Here is a 19,555-nt window from a genome sequence, read left to right on the forward strand (position 1 = left end):
TTTTTATGGGTAAGCGTTCTTATGAACTAAACGTTATAGTTTTGCAAAAGCGCGCTCTGCCGCTTCAATCGTTGCTTGAACTTCTTGCTCTGTGTGCGCAGCACAAACAAAACCAGCTTCAAACGCTGAAGGCGCTAAATAAACCCCTTCTTCAAGCATAAAGTGGAAGAACTTTTTAAAGCGCTCTAAATCACATTCAGTGGCTTGTTGGTAAGTAGTTACTTTTTCTGCATCAGTAAAGAAAAAGCCATACATGCCGCCAGCGTAGTTAGTCGTTAAGGCAATGCCTGCTTTCTTAGCTGCAGCTTCAAAGCCTTCACAAATCGCTTTACTAATAGCTTCTAATTTTTCGTGAACGCCAGGTGCACTTAGTAACTCAAGTGATTTTAAACCTGCAGCCATAGCAATTGGGTTTCCTGAAAGTGTACCCGCTTGATAAACTGGGCCTACAGGTGCGATGTAATCCATAATTTCTGTTTTACCACCAAACGCGCCTACTGGCATGCCACCACCAATTACTTTACCTAAACAGGTTAAGTCTGGTTTGATGTTGTAGTAAGCCTGAGCGCCACCAAGGGCTACACGAAAACCTGTCATTACTTCGTCAAAAATAAGCACAGATTGGTACTGATCACAGACTTCACGCAGTCCTTCTAAAAAGCCAGGTACTGGTGGGATACAGTTCATGTTACCTGCAACTGGCTCAACAATAATACACGCGATTTCATCGGCGTATTTAGCAAAAATAGCTTTCACTTCTTCAATATTGTTAAACGATACCGTGAGTGTATGCTTAGCTAAATCTTCAGGAATGCCCGGAGAGTTAGGTACACCCATAGTTAATGCACCAGAGCCGGCTTTTACTAGCAGTGAATCTGCATGGCCGTGGTAACAACCCTCAAACTTTAAAATTTTGTCACGACCAGTAAAACCACGAGCTAGGCGAATTGCACTCATTGTTGCTTCAGTACCTGAGCTTACCATACGTACTTTTTCGATAGATGGGACTAGCTCTTTAACTTTTTCAGCCATTAAAATTTCAGCTTCGGTAGGTGCACCGTAGCTTAAACCATTTTCTACCGCATCATGCACTGCTTGTTTTATTTCAGGGTGATTGTGGCCCATAATCATTGGGCCCCAAGAGCCCACATAATCAATGTAACGGTTGCCATCAGCATCAAATGTAAACGCGCCCTGTGCTTTAGTAATAAACAGCGGAGTACCACCTACACCATTAAAAGCACGCACTGGTGAATTTACGCCACCAGGAATAGAGTCTTGAGCTCGTTTAAATAAGTCTTGGCTAATTGTCATGAAAAATCCTATTGTTTTATCACTTTAAAATTAAAAGCTTAGCTATCGCGTTTGCGGCTAAACCAAGGAACGTCTACTTCATACTGCTCGACTTTGTTTTCTACGCCGAGGGTTAAAGCAAACAGCGCCATACGAATAAGTACGCCATTTTGTACTTGGCGGAATATTGCTAGATTGTCGTTAGCATTTAAGTCGTTATCAAGTTCGTTTGCCTCTAAACGGCTATCGCGAGGAAGCGGATGCATTAATACCGAATTAGGTTTGCAATGGCTATTGTAAATAGACTGGCTAATTCTAAATCCACCACGGTACTTGTTGGCTTCTTCTTGCGACGGAAAACGCTCTTCTTGAATGCGTGTTTGATAAACGATATCGGCTGCTAAGTTACCTTCCATTTTATCGACCAGCTCAATTTTATGTCCTGCATTTTCAACGGCAGATAAAATCGAGTCAGGCATTTGTAAGCCATTAGGGGCGACCATTGAAAATCGAATGTCTTTGTAATGGCATAATAACTTTGATAGCGAGTGAACGGTACGACCATATTTTAAATCGCCGACTAGCGCAATGTGCATACCATCAATATTTTGATCGAAGCGGCTAAGTTCACGCTCAATGGTTAATAAATCAAGCAGTGCTTGAGTAGGGTGCTCATTGGGGCCATCGCCACCGTTTATTACTGGTACGCTGCAGCCTGTTGCAAATTCAGCTACAGAGCCTGAGTCAGGATGGCGCATTGCAACCGCATCAGCATAGGCTGAAATAACACGTGCGGTATCATATAGAGACTCGCCTTTAGCAAGTGCTGAGCTTTGCATACCGGTGGTTTCACGAACTAGTCCACCGAGTAAATTAAACGCAGTGCCAAAACTAACACGAGTACGCGTACTAGGTTCAAAAAACAGGTTCGCTAAAATAGCGCCTTCAAGCACATTGGTACGCTTTTGTTTTTTAGCGTATGGCTCCATTTTTTTTGCCACAGTAAATATACGTTCAATACAGTCTCGATCGAGTTGATTAACAGAGAGTATATTTTCACCTTGGAAACTGAACATGGGGTTATTCCTAGTTATTCAAAAAGGCGCGATAATCCATAAAGGAGCACGCAATCGCGCGTATTATACAAACTTAGTTTGCGACTTGGCAGTGTAATTTATAATCCTGTATTTAAAAGCTTGGCTTAATTATGGCTAAGGCAACTATTACGAGTAACGCTAAAACAGGTAGTTCGTTGAAAATTCGGTAAAACCGATCGCTTTTAGTATTTCTATCGTGTTTAAAATCAGCTAATAACTTGAAACAGTAGCCATGATAAATATATAAAATGATTACCAGCACTAGTTTGTAATGCAACCACATGCTGTAACGAAACCATTCGCGGCCGTATTCAAAGATGGTTAACACGCCAAATACTGCGGTAAGCACAGCAAAGGGAGTAACAAAATAAAGTAGCCGACGTTCCATTACTTTTAGCATTGAGTTACACGATTTTTCTTCACTCATAGCGTGATAAACAAAAAGGCGAGGTAGGTAAAAAATACCGGCAAACCAAGCAATCATAAAAAATACGTGCAAGGTTTTGTAAATTAATAATGCGCTCATACTGTTCTCATTATTGTTAAAGTAAACTGTTGCGTATGGTTAGAATATGGTGGATTTGATCCCACCGTAGTAATCCCATAATTTGTTGATTATCTAGCAAGTTATACACATAAAGCGCGCCACTGCGTTTATCATTTAAAATTTCAAATGCATCTGCAAGGGTGGCTTGGCTGCTAATACCTTGTAAGTTAATGTATTTTATATTGACCGCCTGATCAGACATTAAACTTAAGTCATATTCAGCTAGGCGATAACCATTTTCCTCGTCAAACACAATTAACGGTGTTTGGCTGTCCATGGCATCTAGGCTGTTTTTTATTTGCTCTTTATCATCGGAGTAGAGCAGTTTAAAGTCTTCATCCATATCATCCATCACCCCTACTTTTTGTAGGGCTTCAGTGGCGGGAGATACATGGTAAGGTAATCCCTGAAAGTCTAATTGCTGTAAAAATATAGAGCGGTTACCAAATACCTGCAAAGCTGTAACGTAGGCGGTGGTAATGACGATCATCGCCGGTACAATAATTTCCGGTGAAGAGGTCAGCTCCATCACGGTGGTCAGTGCTGCTAAGGGGGAGTGCAACGTTGCCGCCAGTAAGCCTGCCATGCCAAGCACGCCATAAGTGCCTGCTATGTCAGTCCCAGGGCTAATAAACTGGGCAAAAAATGCCATTAAAGTGCCGGTTAAAACGCCAAGCCCAATAACGGGACCAATTAACCCACCAGGGATACCTAAGCCAATAGCAAACAAAGTGGCTAATAACTTGGCAATTAAAATAGTGGTGAGTAGTTGAATATTTTCAGGTGACTCTACCGCAATAGTTATCGCACTCATACCCGAGCCCATTGCTTGTGGAACTGCGTAAGCAATTAAACTGGCAATACACCCTGCAATTATTAAACGTGGAAACATACTTAATGGTTTAAAGGTTTTAATAATCAGCATTAAGTTTTGGTTAAAAGCATAAGCCACCGCGCCCAGCCCCATGCCACACAAAATCAAATAGGGGTAATGCCAACCACTTAAGGGGGCAATGCTAATCAACGCAAGTTCTGAGCCCTCACCAAATACAAACTGAGTGGCTAATGCGCCGGTAACAGCTGCGAGCATTATCGGCACAAAAATATGTACTTTGTATTCCCTGAGCACCACTTCCATTACAAAAATAACCGCAGCAAGAGGCGTATTGAACGACGCAGCAATTCCCGCGGCAACGCCACAACCACTGAGGGTACGCATAGCGTTGTGAGGTAAGTGTAATTTATTCGCTAATATGCTTGCCCCTGCTGCTCCCATGTGAACTGATGGGCCTTCCCGGCCAACAGAAAAACCACTGATCAGTGCCAGCGCACCACCAACAAACTGATTAACCGTGTTATACAGTGGCATTTGCCCGTAATGGCGCTTGATTCTGTGTATTACAAAAGGAATACCTAAGCGGTAATGTTTAAAACCAGTGAAAGCGGCAAATGTAGCTATTAATAACGCTGCCACTAAGGGCATTAATACCCGTTCTAAAGTGGGTAGAGTGGTAAAATCGTCAGGGGTTTCTAGAAATAAGCTTTGAAAAAATAAAATGGTTAAGCGGAACAGTATAATAAAAAATGCAGCAATTAATCCGGCACTTACGCCTAATAAGCATAATTGTACGGATGTTTTTGGTTTTGCTAATCGACGTCTCAGTCGCTCAAGCCACATGCTTTATTTCCCCGTAGCATTTTTAGGCGTCAAGTTTATCAAAATAGTCTAGGGAAGTCCTTGAGATTTTTAACAACAGATTAATTTAAATTTAATTTATACTGCACCTATTCACAGAGTGAGCTAAACAAGCCATGTTAGCATTGGAGCGTAGAAGCAGGATTAACTATACTTGATTAAAACACTCAGGTATTAGATAATCTCACGCATTAGTATTAAGGTATTGAGGGTTATAAGATGTCTGAAGAATTACCCATTAAGTTTAGCGACGCAGCCGCTGTGCGTGTTAAACAGTTAATCGACGAAGAAGAAAACCCAGATCTAAAACTGCGTGTTTATGTCACAGGCGGTGGGTGTTCAGGTTTTCAATACGGTTTTACTTTTGATGAAAAAGCAAACCTGGGCGATTTAGAAATTGTTAAAAATGGGGTTACCTTAGTCATTGACCCTATGAGTATCCAGTATTTAGTTGATGGTGAAGTTGACTACACTGAAGGATTAGAAGGGGCACGCTTTTTTGTCTCTAATCCTAATGCGACCACCACATGTGGCTGTGGCGCTAGTTTTAGCGTATAAAAATATCGTTATCCAAAAAAACCGCTTAATCAGCGGTTTTTTTATGTCTGTAGTAATTATAACTCAGTTGGGCTGTATTCTGTTATTTGCATTATCAACACAAAAAAACCAAGTACAAACGCTGAGAAAGCTAAAATATAGATAAAGCCTTTTTTACCCTGCTTTAATGGGATTGCATAATGACGCAAAAAAAAGTACCACCCCAAGCATAAAATAATAGGCAGTAAAAAGAGTAGTCTAAACATGATTTAATCTCTATCAGCTAGGGACAATAAACCCTAATAATAAACAGCTTATTTTTAAATGAAACAAAAAAGTTATAAAAATATTTAACCTTATTCAGACTTGGTAAATATTTGTTGTTAAACTTTAATCGCAGAATTACTAATTAATCATTCAGATCAACGGTGAATGGTATATAATGTATCCAAGAATGAAACGGGCAAGGTTTCATTTTTCACAATAATAAAGAGTTAGTACATATTTGAGCGTTTTTTGTTGGTTGAATTGTAAGCGTTTACACTGCGCTTAAGTCAGTGGCAGTGAGTTTATGGTGTTGACGACGATGAGCACTTGGCAATATGTACAGTTAAACAACGAGTAGGAGTTGTATATGATGGGTAAAACCGTATCTTCGGAAGAAAATGCAAAGTTAACAAAGTGGCTTAAAACTAAGCGCCATGAAAAAGGCTATACAATGCGCAGCTTAGCGCAAATTTTGGGCACGCCACATTCTTTTATAGGCAAAATAGAAAACCAAGAGCGTCGTTTAGATGTGATTGAGTTCGTTCGCTATTGTAATGCATTAGAAGTCGACCCGTATGAAGCATTAAGCTTAATTAAAGCTGACTAACGCTTTCTTTTTGGCTGTAATCGTAAAGTTAAATTAGCGTCTACAGCCAACACTAGTGCAGGGAAGCATTAGGTATTTTTATGATAATTTTGCTCTAGCGCATATAGTTTGTGTCTTATTAGGTATAAAAATACTAATGAAGGTAACACCATAAGCGCTGTTAAAACAAAGAATAATGACCAATTCCCCATCAGCCAATCATCAATAACCACGCCGCTGTAACTCGATAATAACGTACGCCCTAAGTTTCCCAAGGATGCCAATAGCGCATAATGAGTGGCGCTAAATGCTCTATCACACAGCATAGATATAAAAGCAACCATTGCCACTAAAGACCACGCTTGGGTAAAGCCATCAACCACAATTGCCATTGCATATAAGTGTTCTTGTGGCCCAGCTAAAGCAATCCAAGAGAACATTAAGTTAGATGCTGCCATGGCTACACCACTAATAAACAAGCCTTTTACTATGCCATATTTGTGGTTAAAAATACTGCCCAAAAAGGCAAATATGATAGTAATTAAACCTGTGCCAAGCTTGGAGTAATTTGCTATTTGGGTATTGCTAAAGCCGACTTCTTTATAAAATACAATCGACATTCGCGCTAAAAATGCCTCACCAATTTTAAATAAGAAAATAAACGCCAGCAGTGCTAGTGCAGTTTTAACCCCATTTTTAGCAAAAAAGGTTTTAAATGGGTCAACCACGGTAACCCCTAGCCATGCGAGCGTTTTTGTCAGTGGTGTTTGTTTAGTCGTTGCAAGCTTTTCAAGGTAAACACGTTCTAGCTCGGCATGAACGGCTTCGCGATTTGATTGTGGCTCTTTAGCCCAAAATACACAGCTAATTAATAACAGCATAATCGCAGATAAAAAATAATAGACCTGTGGCCAGTCAATATTTGGCATATCCGCCATGTAAAAGGGCACAGCCCCTAATAAAGCATAACCTGTCCACCAACCTGATGTAGCCATTGCGGCGGCTGCGGTGGCTTTGTGAGATTCATTTTCACTAAGAGTGTCTATTCGAAAAGCATCTATAGCAATATCTTGCGTTGCAGAGGCTATGGCGATCAGCAAACACAGTGCGGCGGCAATCGCTAGGTTTGCCTTTAAATCTAGCCCTGCGAGTAGCAACGTGCCAAGTAAAATAAAGCTTTGGCAAAATAAGATCCAACTACGGCGCTGACCAAGCCAGTTGTACAAAAAAGGCAGTTTAGTGCGGTCTATCAAAGGCGACCATAAAAAATTGATACTGTAGGCACCAAACACAATACCAAATAGCCCAATCATGCTGCGGCTCAACCCTTCATCTTTAAGCCAAGCCGACATTACCGAGCCAATTAACACCCACGGAAAGCCACTGCTCATTCCAAATATAAAAACATTAATTAAACGTTTATCTTTAAAGTAAGAAAAGTATTCGCGAACAGAAAGTGTGCTATTCATAGGGGTTCATTGGCTCATAAAAAGAGCAGCCAAGGCTGCTCTGATAAAAAGTTATAAAGGAACTTGCTCAAGCACCTTAATATTTAATATAACAACCGGTTTTTCAGGAACAAAGTTGTAGCCAATTTTGTCATTAAAACCCGTTTTTACAGCCATGATTTTATCGAGCGTCTCATAACCCTCCATCACACTGCCAAACACGGCAAATCCCCAATCACGCCCAGGATTTAAGTGGTCATTGTCATCCATGTTAAAAAAGAACTGACGCGTTCCAGAGTGTGGTTCACGGTCTTGATAAGCCATAGCAATGCTATACATATCATTAGTTAAGCCGTTACCGCTTTCATTAAAAATAGGGTCGTTTTCATGCAGGCCATCGTAATCCGTATCATAGCCACCCCCTTGAATCACAAAGTCACGATCATTTTCTACATCGCGTTCTACACGGTGAAATACACTACCTTGATAGCTCTTATCAGACACATAAGTCAAAAAGTTATTGACCGTAATCGGGGCTCTTGAACGGTCTAGCTCAACCACAATACTGCCCAGCGATGTCACAATTTCTACCCGAGGGAAAATATTATCTTTTTGTACAAAACGGCCTTCTTGAGCCGCTAAACTACTTACGCTAAATAATAAGCTCACGCAGATTAAAAAAAGTTGCTTCATTGTTAACCTTCTAAAAATGCAATTAATTCAGGGTCTGATACAATGCGGGTAATTAACTGCTCAGTCAACTTATTGAGCTGACCTTCAATTTTTGCCCTATCATGACCAAGTGGTCCAGATAAATTAGCATTACCGCTGTAGCGCTTACTAAAATTACTTGTTGGGCGAATCACCCGTACTTCAAACTCAATCTTAGCTTCACTGGTATGGCTCATTAGCGTTTCTGTAACCACGGCTTGCAGTGCGTGAATATCTAACTCAAAACGCAATTGCGCTAAATTAGAAATGCTGGCGCCATTGCGACTAAGCGCACTATCTAGCGCACTTTTAACCGATTCAGTAATACCCGTGCTGGCAATGGTTTTGGTTTTGCTTGATTCAATAAGCTTTAAGGTTGCACTGTCACCACGCAAATCAATTACACTGGTATTTAAGCTGCTATTTATTGAGCTTATTTGCCCACTTCTATAAACAGGGTTAAGAATAAGTTGGTTAGGCTGGCTCGCACATCCCGAAAAAACCACCAATGTACAACAGCTCAATAATGCCTTTATGAGTTTCATTTATAACGTTCCACTATTTTTAGTTGCGCTAAGTACCACAAACTTTTTATTAGAGCCCAATAAAGTACAGTTTCCAAACATACGGTTTAGTTTGTCGTGGTAATCTAAATGACGATTACCAATAATACGCAGCTCGCCACCTTCCTTTAATGTGTCTTTTGCTTGCTTGAACATTTGCCACGCGATGTGGTCGGTAACCGCTTGTGCTTGGTGAAAGGGCGGGTTGCACAATACAATATCAGCGCTTTCACGTTCAAAGTCAGTTAAACAATCATTCTCTATAAAGGTGCATTGTTCAAACTTGTCTTCCATGTTTAATTCAATGTTGAGTCGAGCTGATTCAACCGCCATATACGACTCATCAACAAAGCTAATATGAGCATTAGGACAGCGCGCTAATGTCATTAAACCAACCACGCCATTACCACAGCCTAAATCAATAATATTTTTGGCTTTATTTGTTTGCGGTAAATAATTAAAAAAGAAACGCGCGCCAATATCAAGTGAATCACGTGAAAACACATTAGCATGATTACTTATTGTAAAATCAGTGCCTTCGAGCGGCCAGCTTACTGGGAAATCTGCGCCTTTATAACCGCCAGCGGCTTGGCTAATAATTAAACGTGATTTCTTTACCGCGAGGCTTGTTTTCGTTTCACCAATAAAATCTTCAAATGCTTTTATAGTAGAGTTATGCACGTCTTTAGTTTTTGCTGCGCCAATAACCGGCGTACCTGGCGCGAGCACTTCGCTTAGTTCAGATAACTGATACTGTAAAAAAGCCAACGTGCGTGGCACTTTTACTAACACTAGGTCTACTTGCTCAGGTAAAGCCGATAAACTATCAAGCTGGCTAAACGCCGTCGTTGCGATTTTGTTTTCCGCCAAGTTATAAGCAGCCGCCTGATGGCTAATATATGAGTCGTTTACTGAACAAACTGTTAATTGTTGTTTGCTAAAGTAACAGCTAAGTGCACCAAAGCTGTCGTTTAAGATCAGTAACGAGCGACAATCAGGGTAGTGTTCATTGACATAGTCAATAAGGTATTCGTCTGCTGAATCCCACGCTTGTAAGCTGCGGTTTTTTTGATCCAAAGGAAAGCGTTCAAGAGTAAAGGTGTTATCGCCGAGCGTAGCTTGCGTAGTCATAATAGTTTAATGATCGGTAATCAAATGATAGGTAAATTCTAACATGCAACCGCCAAACGCCAACCCCCAACTTTTACCAAATGGCTTTTCTTATCAAAGTAAGGTGCTTAGTGCGCAAAAAAGCCTCGATTTATTTTACTATTTGCAGCAAAACCTAAACTGGCAACAGCCAAACATTACAGTGTTTGGTAAAACGGGGCCAATACCAAGGCTGCAATGCTTTATCAGCGAAGAAAATCTTGAGTACGGCTATTCTGGGCATAAACTCGATTTAGAGCCTTGGCCAGACGTATTACTTGCAATGCGAACACGTTTAGAGAATCAGCTACAGCAACCATTTAACTCAATTTTGGTTAATTATTATCGGGATGGCCATGATTGCATGGGCTGGCATAGCGATGATGAGGCCGAACTGGGATCGCAGCCTACTATCGCATGTGTATCGCTTGGCGCAGAGCGGTTATTTAAGCTCAAACATAAAGCGAGTGGCAAAATAACCAATATAAAATTACAAAGTGGTAGTTGTTTAATAATGAATGGCCATAGCCAACAAGAATATCAACATGCACTACCTAAACAAACAACACTTAAACACCCAAGAATAAGTCTAACTTTTAGAGATATTAAAGCTAAGTAAGAATAAGCATTAGCCATGCGATGCTCTCAATTGTTATAGTAAGCCAATCAGTGAGTTATTTAGGGACGTTAACATGTCAATGCAAGAACAAATACGCAACAAGCTAGCCGAGGCAATTGCCTGTAAGCATTTAAATGTTATTAATGAAAGCCACATGCACAGTGCAGGCACTGAGTCACACTTTAAAGTAATTGTGGTAAGCGAAGAGTTTGTAGGTAAACGACTTTTACAGCGTCATCGTGAAATTAACGAAATTTTAAAAGATGAGTTAGCAAATCACATTCACGCACTTGCTATGCACACTTACACCCCTGAAGAATTTACCGAGCACGACGGTGAGGCACCGCAATCGCCTAATTGTATGGGTGCTCAAAAATTGGATAACAGGTAGCTAGAAGGTAGTTTGAGCATTTGGTAACTGATCAGATCAGTTTTTTTTGTTTTAGCCTTTAAACTAGCGCTAATTTTTATTGTAAAAGATATAGGATGATCAATGGTCATTAAGCCTAAAATTCGCGGATTTATCTGCACCAATGCACACCCAGTTGGCTGTGCAGAGCATGTTCAAGAACAAATTAATTATGTTAAGCAGCAAGGAGCATTAAAAAATGCGCCTAAAAATGTATTAGTTATTGGTGCGTCTACAGGTTATGGCCTTGCATCTCGTATTACTGCTGCATTTGGTGGTGGCGCTAAAACATTAGGTGTGTTTTTTGAAAAAGAAGGCACTGAACGTAAAACAGGCTCTGCGGGTTGGTATAACACGGCGGCATTTCAAGCAGCCGCTGAAGCTGAAGGCTTATGGTCTAAAAATATTAATGGTGATGCGTTTTCTAACGAAATCAAACAAAAAACAATCAACACCATTAAAGCTGAATTAGGTAAAGTTGACTGTATAATTTACAGCTTAGCGTCACCTCGTCGCACTGATCCAAATACAGGCGAAGTGTTTTCTTCAACACTTAAGCCAATTGGTAATGCAGTAACCACTAAAAACTTAAATACGTCAAAGCGTGAAATCGATGAAGTAACCGTTGAAGCTGCAAACCAAGACGATATCGACAACACCATTAAAGTAATGGGTGGCGAAGATTGGGAAATGTGGATTGACGCCCTTAAAGAGGCAGATGTATTAGCAGAAAACTTTAAAACAACGGCTTACACATACATTGGTAAAGAACTAACTTGGCCAATATATGGGCATGCAACCATAGGTAAAGCGAAAGAAGATTTAGACCGTGCCACTGCAGCTATTAAAGCCGCTACCCAAGATTTAAACGGTGAAGCTTATGTTTCTTCACTTAATGCGGTAGTTACTCAAGCAAGCTCTGCAATTCCAATTATGCCGCTTTACATTTCTGCATTATTTAAAGTAATGAAGGCTGATGGCACTTACGAGGGCACTATTGAGCAAATTCATGCACTATTTAGTGAAAACCTATACGGTGATTCACCACGTTTTGATGAGGGTGGGCATTTATTCCAAAACTACAAAGAATTGGAAGATGATGTGCAGTCTCGCGTTCAAACCATTTGGGACAGTGTAGACACAAGTTCTATTGATGAGCTTACAGATTACGTTGGCTACCATAATGAGTTTTTACGCCTGTTTGGTTTTGGTATTGATGCTGTTGATTATGAGCAAGACGTAAACCCTGTTGCGCCAATTGCAAATATGATTGACTAAATATTGCCATGAACAAGTTGTTATATTAAAAGTCGCCTTGTGCGACTTTTTTGTTTTTTAGCTTTGATTTGAAAAAATATTTGTTAATTGATGGTTTATTTACCACTTTGGTCTAGCTTGTATTTTATTAATTATGAATTACAAAACTAAATAAACGTTTCTCTCGTATAATTTTCATAAATACACTCGCATAGTCAGTCACAATAATGTTAAAATCAAAGCAATATGTGAGGAGTTTTACTGCGCTGCTTGTTTGGTATCTATAGCGAGTCATTTTATAGCTTGCAATAATACAAATAGCGGCGTGGTTGGTACGATTTTTCAGTTTCTTTCCGTTAATGTAGTGCAAGTGCGTATGATCAATATAAAAAAAGGTCTGGATTTACCCTTAGAGGGCGCACCTCAGCAAGTTATTCATGATGGTTCTTCCGTCAAACGTGTAGCTGTGCTAGGTGAAGAGTTTATCGGTATGCGTCCAACCATGCATGTTCGTGTGGATGACCAAGTCAAAAAAGGCCAGGTACTTTTTGAAGATAAAAAGAACCCAGGCGTATTATTTACTGCACCAGCTTCTGGTACAGTAAAAGAAATTAATCGCGGTGCTAAACGTGTTCTGCAATCTGTTGTTATTGAAGTAAACGGCAGTGAGCAAATCACCTTTGGTTCTTTCTCGGAAACTGAGCTTAATAGCTTAGACCGTGAAAAAGCTAAAGAAGTACTAGTTCAATCGGGTCAATGGACAGCACTACGTGCTCGCCCATTTAGTAAAATAGCGGCGTTGGATGCAAATCCTAGCTCTATTTTCGTGACAGCTATCGATACCAATCCACTTGCTGCAGATCCTGCAGTAATTATTGCTGAAAATGCGAAAGCGTTTGAAGCAGGTTTGGCTGTTGTGTCACGTTTAACCGATGGCAAAGTATTTGTTTGTAAGCAAGCAGGCAGCCAAGTTCCTAGTTCACCTATCGCTCAAGTAGAAGTACATGAGTTTGGTGGCGTGCACCCAGCTGGCCTTGTTGGCACTCATATCCATCACCTTGACCCAGTATCTGCTAGTAAGCAAGTTTGGCATATCGGTTACCAAGACGTTATTGCGTATGGTCACCTTTTCCTTACTGGTGAAATTTACACAGACCGTGTAATCTCGCTTGCAGGTCCGCGTGTTAAGAATCCTCGTTTAGTGAAAACACAATTAGGTGCTTCTCTAGATGACTTAGTTGCAGGTGAATTAGAAGACGGTGATAACCGTGTTATTTCTGGTTCTGTACTTGCAGGTGCTACGTCGTCTGGTGTTCATGCATTCTTAGGCCGTTACCACGTTCAAGTATCTGTATTACTTGAAGGTCGCGAAAAAGAATTGTTTGGCTGGATTGCACCAGGTAGTGATAAATTCTCTGTAACGCGTACATTCTTGTCTCACCTTACACCGAGTCGTTTATTTAAAATGACAACGTCTACGGGCGGTTCAAAACGTGCCATGGTTCCACTTGGAAGCTATGAGCGTGTTATGCCACTTGATATTTTGCCAACGCTTTTATTACGTGACTTATTGTCTCGTGATTTAGACAGTGCAATTTCATTAGGTGCGCTTGAATTAGATGAAGAAGATTTAGCGTTATGCACCTTCGTTTGTCCTGGCAAATACGAGTACGGCGCAGCCCTACGCGATTGCTTAACTACGATCGAGAAGGAAGGCTAAAATGGGCTTAAAAACTTTCTTAGAAGATATCGAACCACATTTTGAACCAGGTGGTAAGCATGAAAAATGGTACGCGCTGTATGAAGCTGCTGCGACTATTTTTTACACGCCAGGTTATGTAAATAAAGGTTCAACTCACGTTCGTGATAACATCGACCTAAAACGCATGATGATTTTAGTGTGGATGGCGACGTTCCCTGCCATGTTCTTTGGTATGTTCAACATTGGTCATCAAGCGGCAATTGCACTTGGTAATGGCTTTGAGCTAGCGAATATTTGGCAAGTAGGTTTATTCCAGTTACTTGGCGGTGAATTAACCGTTGATGCAGGCTGGGGTGCGAAAATGTTCTACGGAGCCTGTTTCTTCCTACCTATATATGCAACTACCTTTATTGTTGGTGGTTTCTGGGAAGTGTTATTTGCTTCTGTGCGTAAGCATGAAGTTAATGAAGGTTTCTTCGTAACGTCTGTATTGTTTGCATTAATTCTGCCTGCAACGATTCCTTTATGGCAAGTTGCGCTAGGTATTACTTTTGGTGTAGTTATAGCAAAAGAAATATTTGGTGGTACAGGCCGTAACTTCTTAAACCCTGCGCTTGCTGGTCGTGCGTTTTTATTCTTCGCATACCCTGCACAAATTTCAGGTGACACAGTATGGACTGCCGTAGATTCATTCTCTGGCGCAACTATGCTTGGTCAAGCGTTTGCTGGTACGTTAAATTACGCGACTGATATTGAGCTTTGGTGGAATGCGTTTTACGGATTCATTCAAGGTTCTATGGGTGAAACGTCTACACTAGCTGTACTAATTGGTGGTTTATTCCTAATTTACGTGCGCATTGCGTCTTGGCGTATCGTGCTAGGTGTATTCCTAGGTATGGTAGTAACCTCATCAATACTGAACACTATTGGTTCTGAAACCAATGCAATGTTTGCTATGCCTTGGTACTGGCACATGGTATTAGGTGGTTTTGCATTCGGTATGTTCTTTATGGCAACTGACCCTGTATCTGCTGCATTTACTGATAAAGGTAAATTAGCATACGGTGCGCTTATTGGCTTTATGGTTATCATGATCCGTGTTGTTAACCCTGCATACCCAGAGGGCATCATGCTAGCAATCTTATTTGCTAACTTGTTTGCACCTTTATTCGATCACTTTGTAGTGCAAGCTAATATCAAGCGGAGGTTGGCACGTAATGTCTAGTAATAACGAATCAATTGGCAAAACGCTAGCTGTTGTTGTCTCATTATGTTTAGTGTGTGCAGTTATTGTATCACTAACATCTGTACAACTACGCCCTCTGCAAAAAGCAAATAAAGCAAAAGATATTCAAAGCAATATCTTAGCTGCTGCTGGTATTGGCAAAGTTGATAACGTTGCCGAAACGTTTGATGCTAAAATCGAAACTCGCTTTGTTGATATGCAAAGTGGTGAGTTTGCTGAGCCGGTAGAAGATTTTGACTTTGAAAAAAGCAAATACGATGCTGATTTAAGTAAATCTTTAAAAGAGAATGGTATTAAAGACATCGCCGGTATTCAACGTATTACCAAGCGTGCGCCTGTTTATATCTCTAAAAAAGACGATGGCTCTACTGATGCAATCATCCTTCCTATTCAGGGTTATGGTTTATGGGGTTTAATGTACGGTTTTATCTCGCTTGAAAGCGATGGTGAAACTATTAAAGACATCATTTTCTACAAACATAACGAAACACCTGGTCTAGGTGGTGAAATTCAAAACCCACAGTGGACTGCAACGTGGGAAGGTAAAGAGTTACCAATCCAAATCGTTAAAGGGACTGCAGCCGGTGATGAGCATAAGATCGATGGTCTTTCAGGTGCTACATTAACGTCTAATGGTGTTGACCATGCAGTTGATTTTTGGACTGGCGAAAATGGCTTTGGCCCTTTCCTTGCGAAAGTACGTAAAGGAGCATTGAACTAATGGCTGATACTAAAGAAATGAAGGCGGTCCTATTTGGTCCAGTTTTCGCTAACAACCCAATCGCATTACAAGTACTTGGTATTTGTTCTGCGCTAGCGGTAACGTCTAGCTTAAAAAATGCATTAATCATGTCAATTGCATTGACCTTGGTAACTGCATTCTCTAGCCTTTTTATCTCGACTATTCGTAACCATATCCCATCATCAGTACGTATCATCGTACAGATGACGATTATTGCATCATTAGTAATCGTGGTTGACCAAGTACTACAAGCTTTCTCTTACGCTACGGCAAAAGAGTTATCAGTATTCGTTGGTCTAATCATTACTAACTGTATCGTAATGGGTCGTGCTGAAGCTTATGCAATGAAGTCGCCGCCATTAATGTCTTTCCTTGATGGTATAGGTAATGGCTTAGGTTACTCTGTAGTGCTACTTACTGTTGGCTTTATTCGTGAGTTATTCGGTAAAGGTTCACTATTCGGTGTTGATATTATTCCATTAGTACAAAATGGTGGTTGGTACCAACCTATGGGTCTATTGATCTTACCACCGAGTGCATTCTTCATCATTGGTTTATTCATTTGGGTACTTCGTACTTATAAGAAAGACCAAGTAGAAGCTAAAGCGTAAGGGGCGATAAGTGGAACATTATATTAGTTTATTTGTAAAAGCCGTTTTTATTGAAAACTTAGCGTTAGCATTCTTCCTAGGTATGTGTACTTTCTTAGCCGTGTCTAAAAAAGTAACTACATCAATTGGCCTAGGTGTAGCGGTTATTGTTGTATTAGGTATTTCAGTACCGGTTAACAACTTGGTTTACCATGCGGTATTAGCACCAGGTTCACTTGAGTGGCTTGGTTACCCAGAAGCAGATCTTAGCTTTTTACGTTTCTTAACTTTCATTGGTGTTATTGCAGCACTAGTGCAAATTCTTGAAATGGCATTAGATAAGTTCTTCCCACCGCTTTACAACGCATTAGGTATTTTCCTACCACTAATCACAGTTAACTGTGCAATTTTTGGTGCGGTAGCCTTCATGGTTGAGCGTAACTATAACTTCGGCGAGTCTGTTGTTTATGGTATTGGCGCTGGTGTGGGTTGGGCGCTTGCAATTACATTACTTGCAGGTATCCGTGAGAAAATGAAGTATTCAGACGTACCAGATGGTTTACGTGGTTTAGGTATTACCTTCATCACTGTTGGCTTGATGGGTCTTGGCTTTATGTCATTCTCTGGTATTTCACTGTAATAATAGCGAGGTCAATCATGGATATTTTCTTAGGCGTTGGTGTTTTTATCGCTATCGTTGTAATACTAGTTTTAATCATCATTGGTGCTAAATCTAAGCTAGTTGCAAGCGGTGATATCATCATCGGCATTAATGGCGATGCAGACAAAGCCATTAAAACATCAGCAGGTAGTAAGCTATTAGGTGCACTATCTGAGTCAGGTATTTTCGTATCTTCTGCATGTGGTGGCGGTGGCTCTTGTGGCCAGTGTCGCGTACACATTAAAGAAGGCGGCGGTGATATTCTGCCAACTGAACTTGACCACATCTCTAAAGGTGAAGCACGTGAAGGTTGTCGCCTAGCGTGTCAGGTTAATGTTAAAAACGACATGGAAATTGAACTTGAAGAGTCAATTTTCGGTGTTAAAAAATGGGATTGTGAAGTTATCTCTAACGATAACAAAGCGACGTTCATTAAAGAACTTAAGCTACAAATTCCTGATGGCGAGTCAGTGCCGTTCCGTGCGGGTGGTTACATCCAGATCGAAGCGCCAGCTCACCATGTTAAATATGCAGATTTCGATATTCCTGAAGAGTATCGTGGCGATTGGAACCATTTTGGTTTCTTCGATCTGGAGTCAAAAGTAGACGAAGAAACAATTCGTGCTTACTCAATGGCTAACTATCCAGAAGAAGAAGGCATCATCATGCTTAACGTGCGTATCGCTACGCCGCCGCCAAGAAACCTAAGCCTACCATGTGGTAAAATGTCTTCGTACATTTGGTCACTTAAAGAAGGCGATAAAGTAACTATTTCTGGTCCATTTGGTGAGTTCTTCGCTAAAGACACAGACGCTGAAATGGTATTCGTAGGTGGTGGTGCAGGTATGGCACCAATGCGTTCACATATCTTTGACCAACTTAAGCGTTTAAACTCTAAACGTAAAATTAGTTTCTGGTATGGTGCGCGTTCTAAACGTGAAATGTTCTATGTTGAAGATTTTGACGGCCTAGCTGAGCAAAACGAAAACTTCGTTTGGCACACAGCGCTTTCAGATCCGCAACCAGAAGATAACTGGGAAGGCTACACAGGCTTTATCCATAACGTGTTATTTGAGAACTATCTTAAAGATCACGAAGCGCCTGAAGATTGTGAGTTCTACATGTGTGGTCCTCCAATGATGAATGCGGCTGTTATCACTATGCTTAAAGACTTAGGTGTTGAAGAAGAAAACATCTTACTAGATGATTTCGGTGGCTAATACCCAAACTGATTAAATTTAGTTAAAATACCAGCCTCGTCGCATTTTATGTGACGAGGCTTTTTTATATTAATTTTTAACCTATTAAGTAGGGTTGTTATGAACAAAGTAAATACTCCCCAGGGCATAATCGCCTTATTTATAATCACGCTGACTTTACTATTATCTGGATGTGGAAAATCAGTCCCAGAGGAAACCTACTTAGAAGGTAAAACGATGGGTACAACTTACCACATTAAGTTTTACGCTGAGCAAGTTGACCCTCAAGCAGTACAAGCAGAAATCGATGCGGTTTTAGTTGATATCAACCAGTCTATGTCGACCTATATCGAAGATTCAGAAATAAACACCTTTAACCGTTTAGATGCCAACGAAGTAATGCCAATCAGTGATGACTTCAGGGCAGTTATTAGTGAATCTATGCGTATAGGTAATTCAACTAAGACCCTAGATGTGACTATGGGGCCGTTGATAGATTTATGGGGGTTTGGCCCAGATAAAAAACCAACAAAGCGCCCAACGAATGAAGCTCTGGCAAATATGATCAATAACATTGGTATAGATAAGCTGGTCCTTAACGAGCAAGGCTTAGCAAAAACGATGGCTGATTTAGAGTTGTCGTTTTCAGCTACAGCAAAAGGATATGGTATTGATAAAGTGGCTGAGCTATTACAAAGCAAAGGCATTACAGATTACATGGTTGAGATTGGCGGGGAGTTACGTATTGCTGGTACAAAACCAGACAATCAAGCATGGCGAATAGCAATTGAACAACCTGATGCAAACCCAGGTGAGCGAAAAGTACACCGTGTACTTGCACCAGGCAATAACGGTATTGCCACCTCAGGTGATTATCGAATCTTTTATACAATGGATGGCGAAACCTATACTCACCTTATTGATCCTATGACAGGGATGCCAATTAAGCATGACTTAGTTTCTGTTACAGTTTTACACCCTAGCGCTATGACGGCCGACGGTTTAGCGACTGCTTTAACGGTTATGGGAATGGAAAAAGCACAACGTTATGCGCAGCAGCATGATTTACCAGTGTATTTAATTGCTAAATCGGCACAGGGGTTAGTCACTTATTCAAGTCCTGCGTTTAAGCCTTATTTATAGTCTTTAGGTTTATATCCTTAGCATGAGGGTATATAATATACGGAGCTCAAATACGCTATTTGAGCTCATTTTATTGCTGAACAATAGGGGCTA

21 protein-coding genes are annotated in these 19,555 nt (G+C 40.6%); 12 read left to right on the forward strand and 9 right to left on the reverse strand.

Going from position 1 to position 19,555, the window contains the following annotated elements:
* Positions 1-33: 33 nt before the first annotated feature.
* From hemL to P20439_RS06530, 4 genes are all read right to left on the reverse strand, one after another.
* Complete coding sequence (gene hemL / locus P20439_RS06515) at positions 34-1,314, reverse strand: glutamate-1-semialdehyde 2,1-aminomutase (RefSeq protein WP_008465458.1); 1,281 nt, start codon at positions 1,312-1,314, stop codon at positions 34-36.
* A 38-nt stretch (positions 1,315-1,352) separates the two neighbouring features.
* Entirely contained in the window at positions 1,353-2,369 is a 1,017-nt protein-coding gene (locus P20439_RS06520) for an aspartate carbamoyltransferase (protein WP_008465459.1), read from the reverse strand.
* Between the two features lie 112 nt (positions 2,370-2,481).
* Positions 2,482-2,916 carry a CopD family protein gene (locus P20439_RS06525; RefSeq protein WP_008111866.1) on the reverse strand — a complete coding sequence of 145 codons (435 nt, stop codon included), beginning with the start codon at positions 2,914-2,916 and terminating at the stop codon, positions 2,482-2,484.
* Positions 2,917-2,932: 16 nt separating this feature from the next.
* Positions 2,933-4,615 (reverse strand): chloride channel protein, encoded by a 1,683-nt coding sequence (locus tag P20439_RS06530; protein WP_008111867.1) that lies wholly within the window; start codon positions 4,613-4,615, stop codon positions 2,933-2,935.
* 237 nt (positions 4,616-4,852) lie between these two features.
* On the opposite strand from P20439_RS06530, the gene erpA reads away from it, so the two are divergent.
* Positions 4,853-5,191: an iron-sulfur cluster insertion protein ErpA gene (gene erpA, locus P20439_RS06535; RefSeq protein WP_008465461.1), complete on the forward strand. Its 339-nt coding sequence runs from the start codon at positions 4,853-4,855 to the stop codon at positions 5,189-5,191.
* A gap of 56 nt (positions 5,192-5,247) precedes the next feature.
* Here erpA and P20439_RS18945 read toward each other — a convergent pair whose 3' ends face one another.
* Positions 5,248-5,436, reverse strand: a complete 189-nt coding sequence (locus P20439_RS18945; protein WP_008465463.1) for a hypothetical protein — start codon at positions 5,434-5,436, stop codon at positions 5,248-5,250.
* Between the two features lie 368 nt (positions 5,437-5,804).
* On the opposite strand from P20439_RS18945, the gene P20439_RS06545 reads away from it, so the two are divergent.
* Positions 5,805-6,044 carry a helix-turn-helix domain-containing protein gene (locus tag P20439_RS06545; RefSeq protein WP_008111877.1) on the forward strand — a complete coding sequence of 80 codons (240 nt, stop codon included), beginning with the start codon at positions 5,805-5,807 and terminating at the stop codon, positions 6,042-6,044.
* A gap of 68 nt (positions 6,045-6,112) precedes the next feature.
* Here the strand turns inward: P20439_RS06545 and P20439_RS06550 are convergent, their stop codons facing one another.
* The 4 genes from P20439_RS06550 to P20439_RS06565 are packed head-to-tail and all read right to left on the reverse strand — an operon-like array spanning position 6,113 to position 9,876.
* Positions 6,113-7,492: an MFS transporter gene (locus P20439_RS06550; protein WP_008465466.1), complete on the reverse strand. Its 1,380-nt coding sequence runs from the start codon at positions 7,490-7,492 to the stop codon at positions 6,113-6,115.
* Positions 7,493-7,543: 51 nt separating this feature from the next.
* Positions 7,544-8,164: a peptidylprolyl isomerase gene (locus tag P20439_RS06555; RefSeq protein WP_008465468.1), complete on the reverse strand. Its 621-nt coding sequence runs from the start codon at positions 8,162-8,164 to the stop codon at positions 7,544-7,546.
* Positions 8,165-8,166: 2 nt separating this feature from the next.
* Positions 8,167-8,727, reverse strand: a complete 561-nt coding sequence (locus tag P20439_RS06560; RefSeq protein WP_008465471.1) for a YajG family lipoprotein — start codon at positions 8,725-8,727, stop codon at positions 8,167-8,169.
* Complete coding sequence (locus P20439_RS06565) at positions 8,728-9,876, reverse strand: methyltransferase (RefSeq protein ID WP_008465473.1); 1,149 nt, start codon at positions 9,874-9,876, stop codon at positions 8,728-8,730.
* 43 nt (positions 9,877-9,919) lie between these two features.
* Here P20439_RS06565 and P20439_RS06570 point away from each other — a divergent pair, with 43 nt between their 5' ends.
* The 10 genes from P20439_RS06570 to P20439_RS06615 all read left to right on the forward strand — a co-directional run bounded on the left by P20439_RS06570 (position 9,920) and on the right by P20439_RS06615 (position 19,462).
* Positions 9,920-10,513 carry an alpha-ketoglutarate-dependent dioxygenase AlkB gene (locus tag P20439_RS06570; protein ID WP_008465475.1) on the forward strand — a complete coding sequence of 198 codons (594 nt, stop codon included), beginning with the start codon at positions 9,920-9,922 and terminating at the stop codon, positions 10,511-10,513.
* Between the two features lie 73 nt (positions 10,514-10,586).
* On the forward strand, positions 10,587-10,904 hold the full coding sequence (locus P20439_RS06575) for a BolA family transcriptional regulator (protein ID WP_008111888.1): 318 nt from the start codon (positions 10,587-10,589) through the stop codon (positions 10,902-10,904).
* A 102-nt stretch (positions 10,905-11,006) separates the two neighbouring features.
* The gene (gene fabV, locus P20439_RS06580) at positions 11,007-12,200 is read left to right on the forward strand and encodes an enoyl-ACP reductase FabV (RefSeq protein ID WP_008111889.1); all 1,194 of its coding nucleotides are present in this window, start codon (positions 11,007-11,009) and stop codon (positions 12,198-12,200) included.
* 355 nt (positions 12,201-12,555) lie between these two features.
* Complete coding sequence (locus tag P20439_RS06585) at positions 12,556-13,899, forward strand: Na(+)-translocating NADH-quinone reductase subunit A (protein WP_008111891.1); 1,344 nt, start codon at positions 12,556-12,558, stop codon at positions 13,897-13,899.
* A 1-nt stretch (position 13,900) separates the two neighbouring features.
* Positions 13,901-15,106 (forward strand): NADH:ubiquinone reductase (Na(+)-transporting) subunit B, encoded by a 1,206-nt coding sequence (locus P20439_RS06590; RefSeq protein ID WP_008111893.1) that lies wholly within the window; start codon positions 13,901-13,903, stop codon positions 15,104-15,106.
* Positions 15,099-15,848, forward strand: coding sequence for a Na(+)-translocating NADH-quinone reductase subunit C (locus P20439_RS06595; RefSeq protein WP_008111895.1), 750 nt, complete (start codon positions 15,099-15,101; stop codon positions 15,846-15,848). The genes P20439_RS06590 and P20439_RS06595 overlap by 8 nt, the downstream gene beginning before the upstream one ends.
* On the forward strand, positions 15,848-16,480 hold the full coding sequence (locus P20439_RS06600; protein ID WP_006791491.1) for an NADH:ubiquinone reductase (Na(+)-transporting) subunit D: 633 nt from the start codon (positions 15,848-15,850) through the stop codon (positions 16,478-16,480). Before P20439_RS06595 ends, P20439_RS06600 begins: the two co-directional genes overlap by 1 nt.
* 10 nt (positions 16,481-16,490) lie before the next feature.
* Positions 16,491-17,099 (forward strand): NADH:ubiquinone reductase (Na(+)-transporting) subunit E, encoded by a 609-nt coding sequence (gene nqrE / locus P20439_RS06605; RefSeq protein WP_006791490.1) that lies wholly within the window; start codon positions 16,491-16,493, stop codon positions 17,097-17,099.
* 17 nt (positions 17,100-17,116) lie between these two features.
* Positions 17,117-18,340 carry an NADH:ubiquinone reductase (Na(+)-transporting) subunit F gene (gene nqrF, locus P20439_RS06610; RefSeq protein ID WP_008111899.1) on the forward strand — a complete coding sequence of 408 codons (1,224 nt, stop codon included), beginning with the start codon at positions 17,117-17,119 and terminating at the stop codon, positions 18,338-18,340.
* Positions 18,341-18,439: 99 nt separating this feature from the next.
* Positions 18,440-19,462: an FAD:protein FMN transferase gene (locus P20439_RS06615; protein ID WP_024601890.1), complete on the forward strand. Its 1,023-nt coding sequence runs from the start codon at positions 18,440-18,442 to the stop codon at positions 19,460-19,462.
* Positions 19,463-19,555: the final 93 nt, after the last annotated feature.

It is taken from the genome of Pseudoalteromonas sp. BSi20439 (assembly GCF_000241165.1).
GTDB lineage: Bacteria > Pseudomonadota > Gammaproteobacteria > Enterobacterales > Alteromonadaceae > Pseudoalteromonas.

What these genes read in the sequence shown, in the direction of transcription:
- P20439_RS06590 (WP_008111893.1), top strand. Translation starts at nt 13,901, where the DNA reads ATGGGCTTAAAAACTTTCTTAGAAGATATCGAACCACATTTTGAACCA.
- hemL (WP_008465458.1), bottom strand. Translation starts at nt 1,314, where the DNA reads ATGACAATTAGCCAAGACTTATTTAAACGAGCTCAAGACTCTATTCCT.
- P20439_RS06600 (WP_006791491.1), top strand. Translation starts at nt 15,848, where the DNA reads ATGGCTGATACTAAAGAAATGAAGGCGGTCCTATTTGGTCCAGTTTTC.
- P20439_RS06545 (WP_008111877.1), top strand. Translation starts at nt 5,805, where the DNA reads ATGATGGGTAAAACCGTATCTTCGGAAGAAAATGCAAAGTTAACAAAG.
- erpA (WP_008465461.1), top strand. Translation starts at nt 4,853, where the DNA reads ATGTCTGAAGAATTACCCATTAAGTTTAGCGACGCAGCCGCTGTGCGT.
- P20439_RS06550 (WP_008465466.1), bottom strand. Translation starts at nt 7,492, where the DNA reads ATGAATAGCACACTTTCTGTTCGCGAATACTTTTCTTACTTTAAAGAT.
- P20439_RS06595 (WP_008111895.1), top strand. Translation starts at nt 15,099, where the DNA reads ATGTCTAGTAATAACGAATCAATTGGCAAAACGCTAGCTGTTGTTGTC.
- fabV (WP_008111889.1), top strand. Translation starts at nt 11,007, where the DNA reads ATGGTCATTAAGCCTAAAATTCGCGGATTTATCTGCACCAATGCACAC.
- P20439_RS06520 (WP_008465459.1), bottom strand. Translation starts at nt 2,369, where the DNA reads ATGTTCAGTTTCCAAGGTGAAAATATACTCTCTGTTAATCAACTCGAT.
- P20439_RS06565 (WP_008465473.1), bottom strand. Translation starts at nt 9,876, where the DNA reads ATGACTACGCAAGCTACGCTCGGCGATAACACCTTTACTCTTGAACGC.
- P20439_RS06570 (WP_008465475.1), top strand. Translation starts at nt 9,920, where the DNA reads ATGCAACCGCCAAACGCCAACCCCCAACTTTTACCAAATGGCTTTTCT.
- P20439_RS06525 (WP_008111866.1), bottom strand. Translation starts at nt 2,916, where the DNA reads ATGAGCGCATTATTAATTTACAAAACCTTGCACGTATTTTTTATGATT.
- P20439_RS06530 (WP_008111867.1), bottom strand. Translation starts at nt 4,615, where the DNA reads ATGTGGCTTGAGCGACTGAGACGTCGATTAGCAAAACCAAAAACATCC.
- P20439_RS18945 (WP_008465463.1), bottom strand. Translation starts at nt 5,436, where the DNA reads ATGTTTAGACTACTCTTTTTACTGCCTATTATTTTATGCTTGGGGTGG.
- P20439_RS06575 (WP_008111888.1), top strand. Translation starts at nt 10,587, where the DNA reads ATGTCAATGCAAGAACAAATACGCAACAAGCTAGCCGAGGCAATTGCC.
- nqrF (WP_008111899.1), top strand. Translation starts at nt 17,117, where the DNA reads ATGGATATTTTCTTAGGCGTTGGTGTTTTTATCGCTATCGTTGTAATA.
- P20439_RS06555 (WP_008465468.1), bottom strand. Translation starts at nt 8,164, where the DNA reads ATGAAGCAACTTTTTTTAATCTGCGTGAGCTTATTATTTAGCGTAAGT.
- P20439_RS06560 (WP_008465471.1), bottom strand. Translation starts at nt 8,727, where the DNA reads ATGAAACTCATAAAGGCATTATTGAGCTGTTGTACATTGGTGGTTTTT.
- P20439_RS06615 (WP_024601890.1), top strand. Translation starts at nt 18,440, where the DNA reads ATGAACAAAGTAAATACTCCCCAGGGCATAATCGCCTTATTTATAATC.
- P20439_RS06585 (WP_008111891.1), top strand. Translation starts at nt 12,556, where the DNA reads ATGATCAATATAAAAAAAGGTCTGGATTTACCCTTAGAGGGCGCACCT.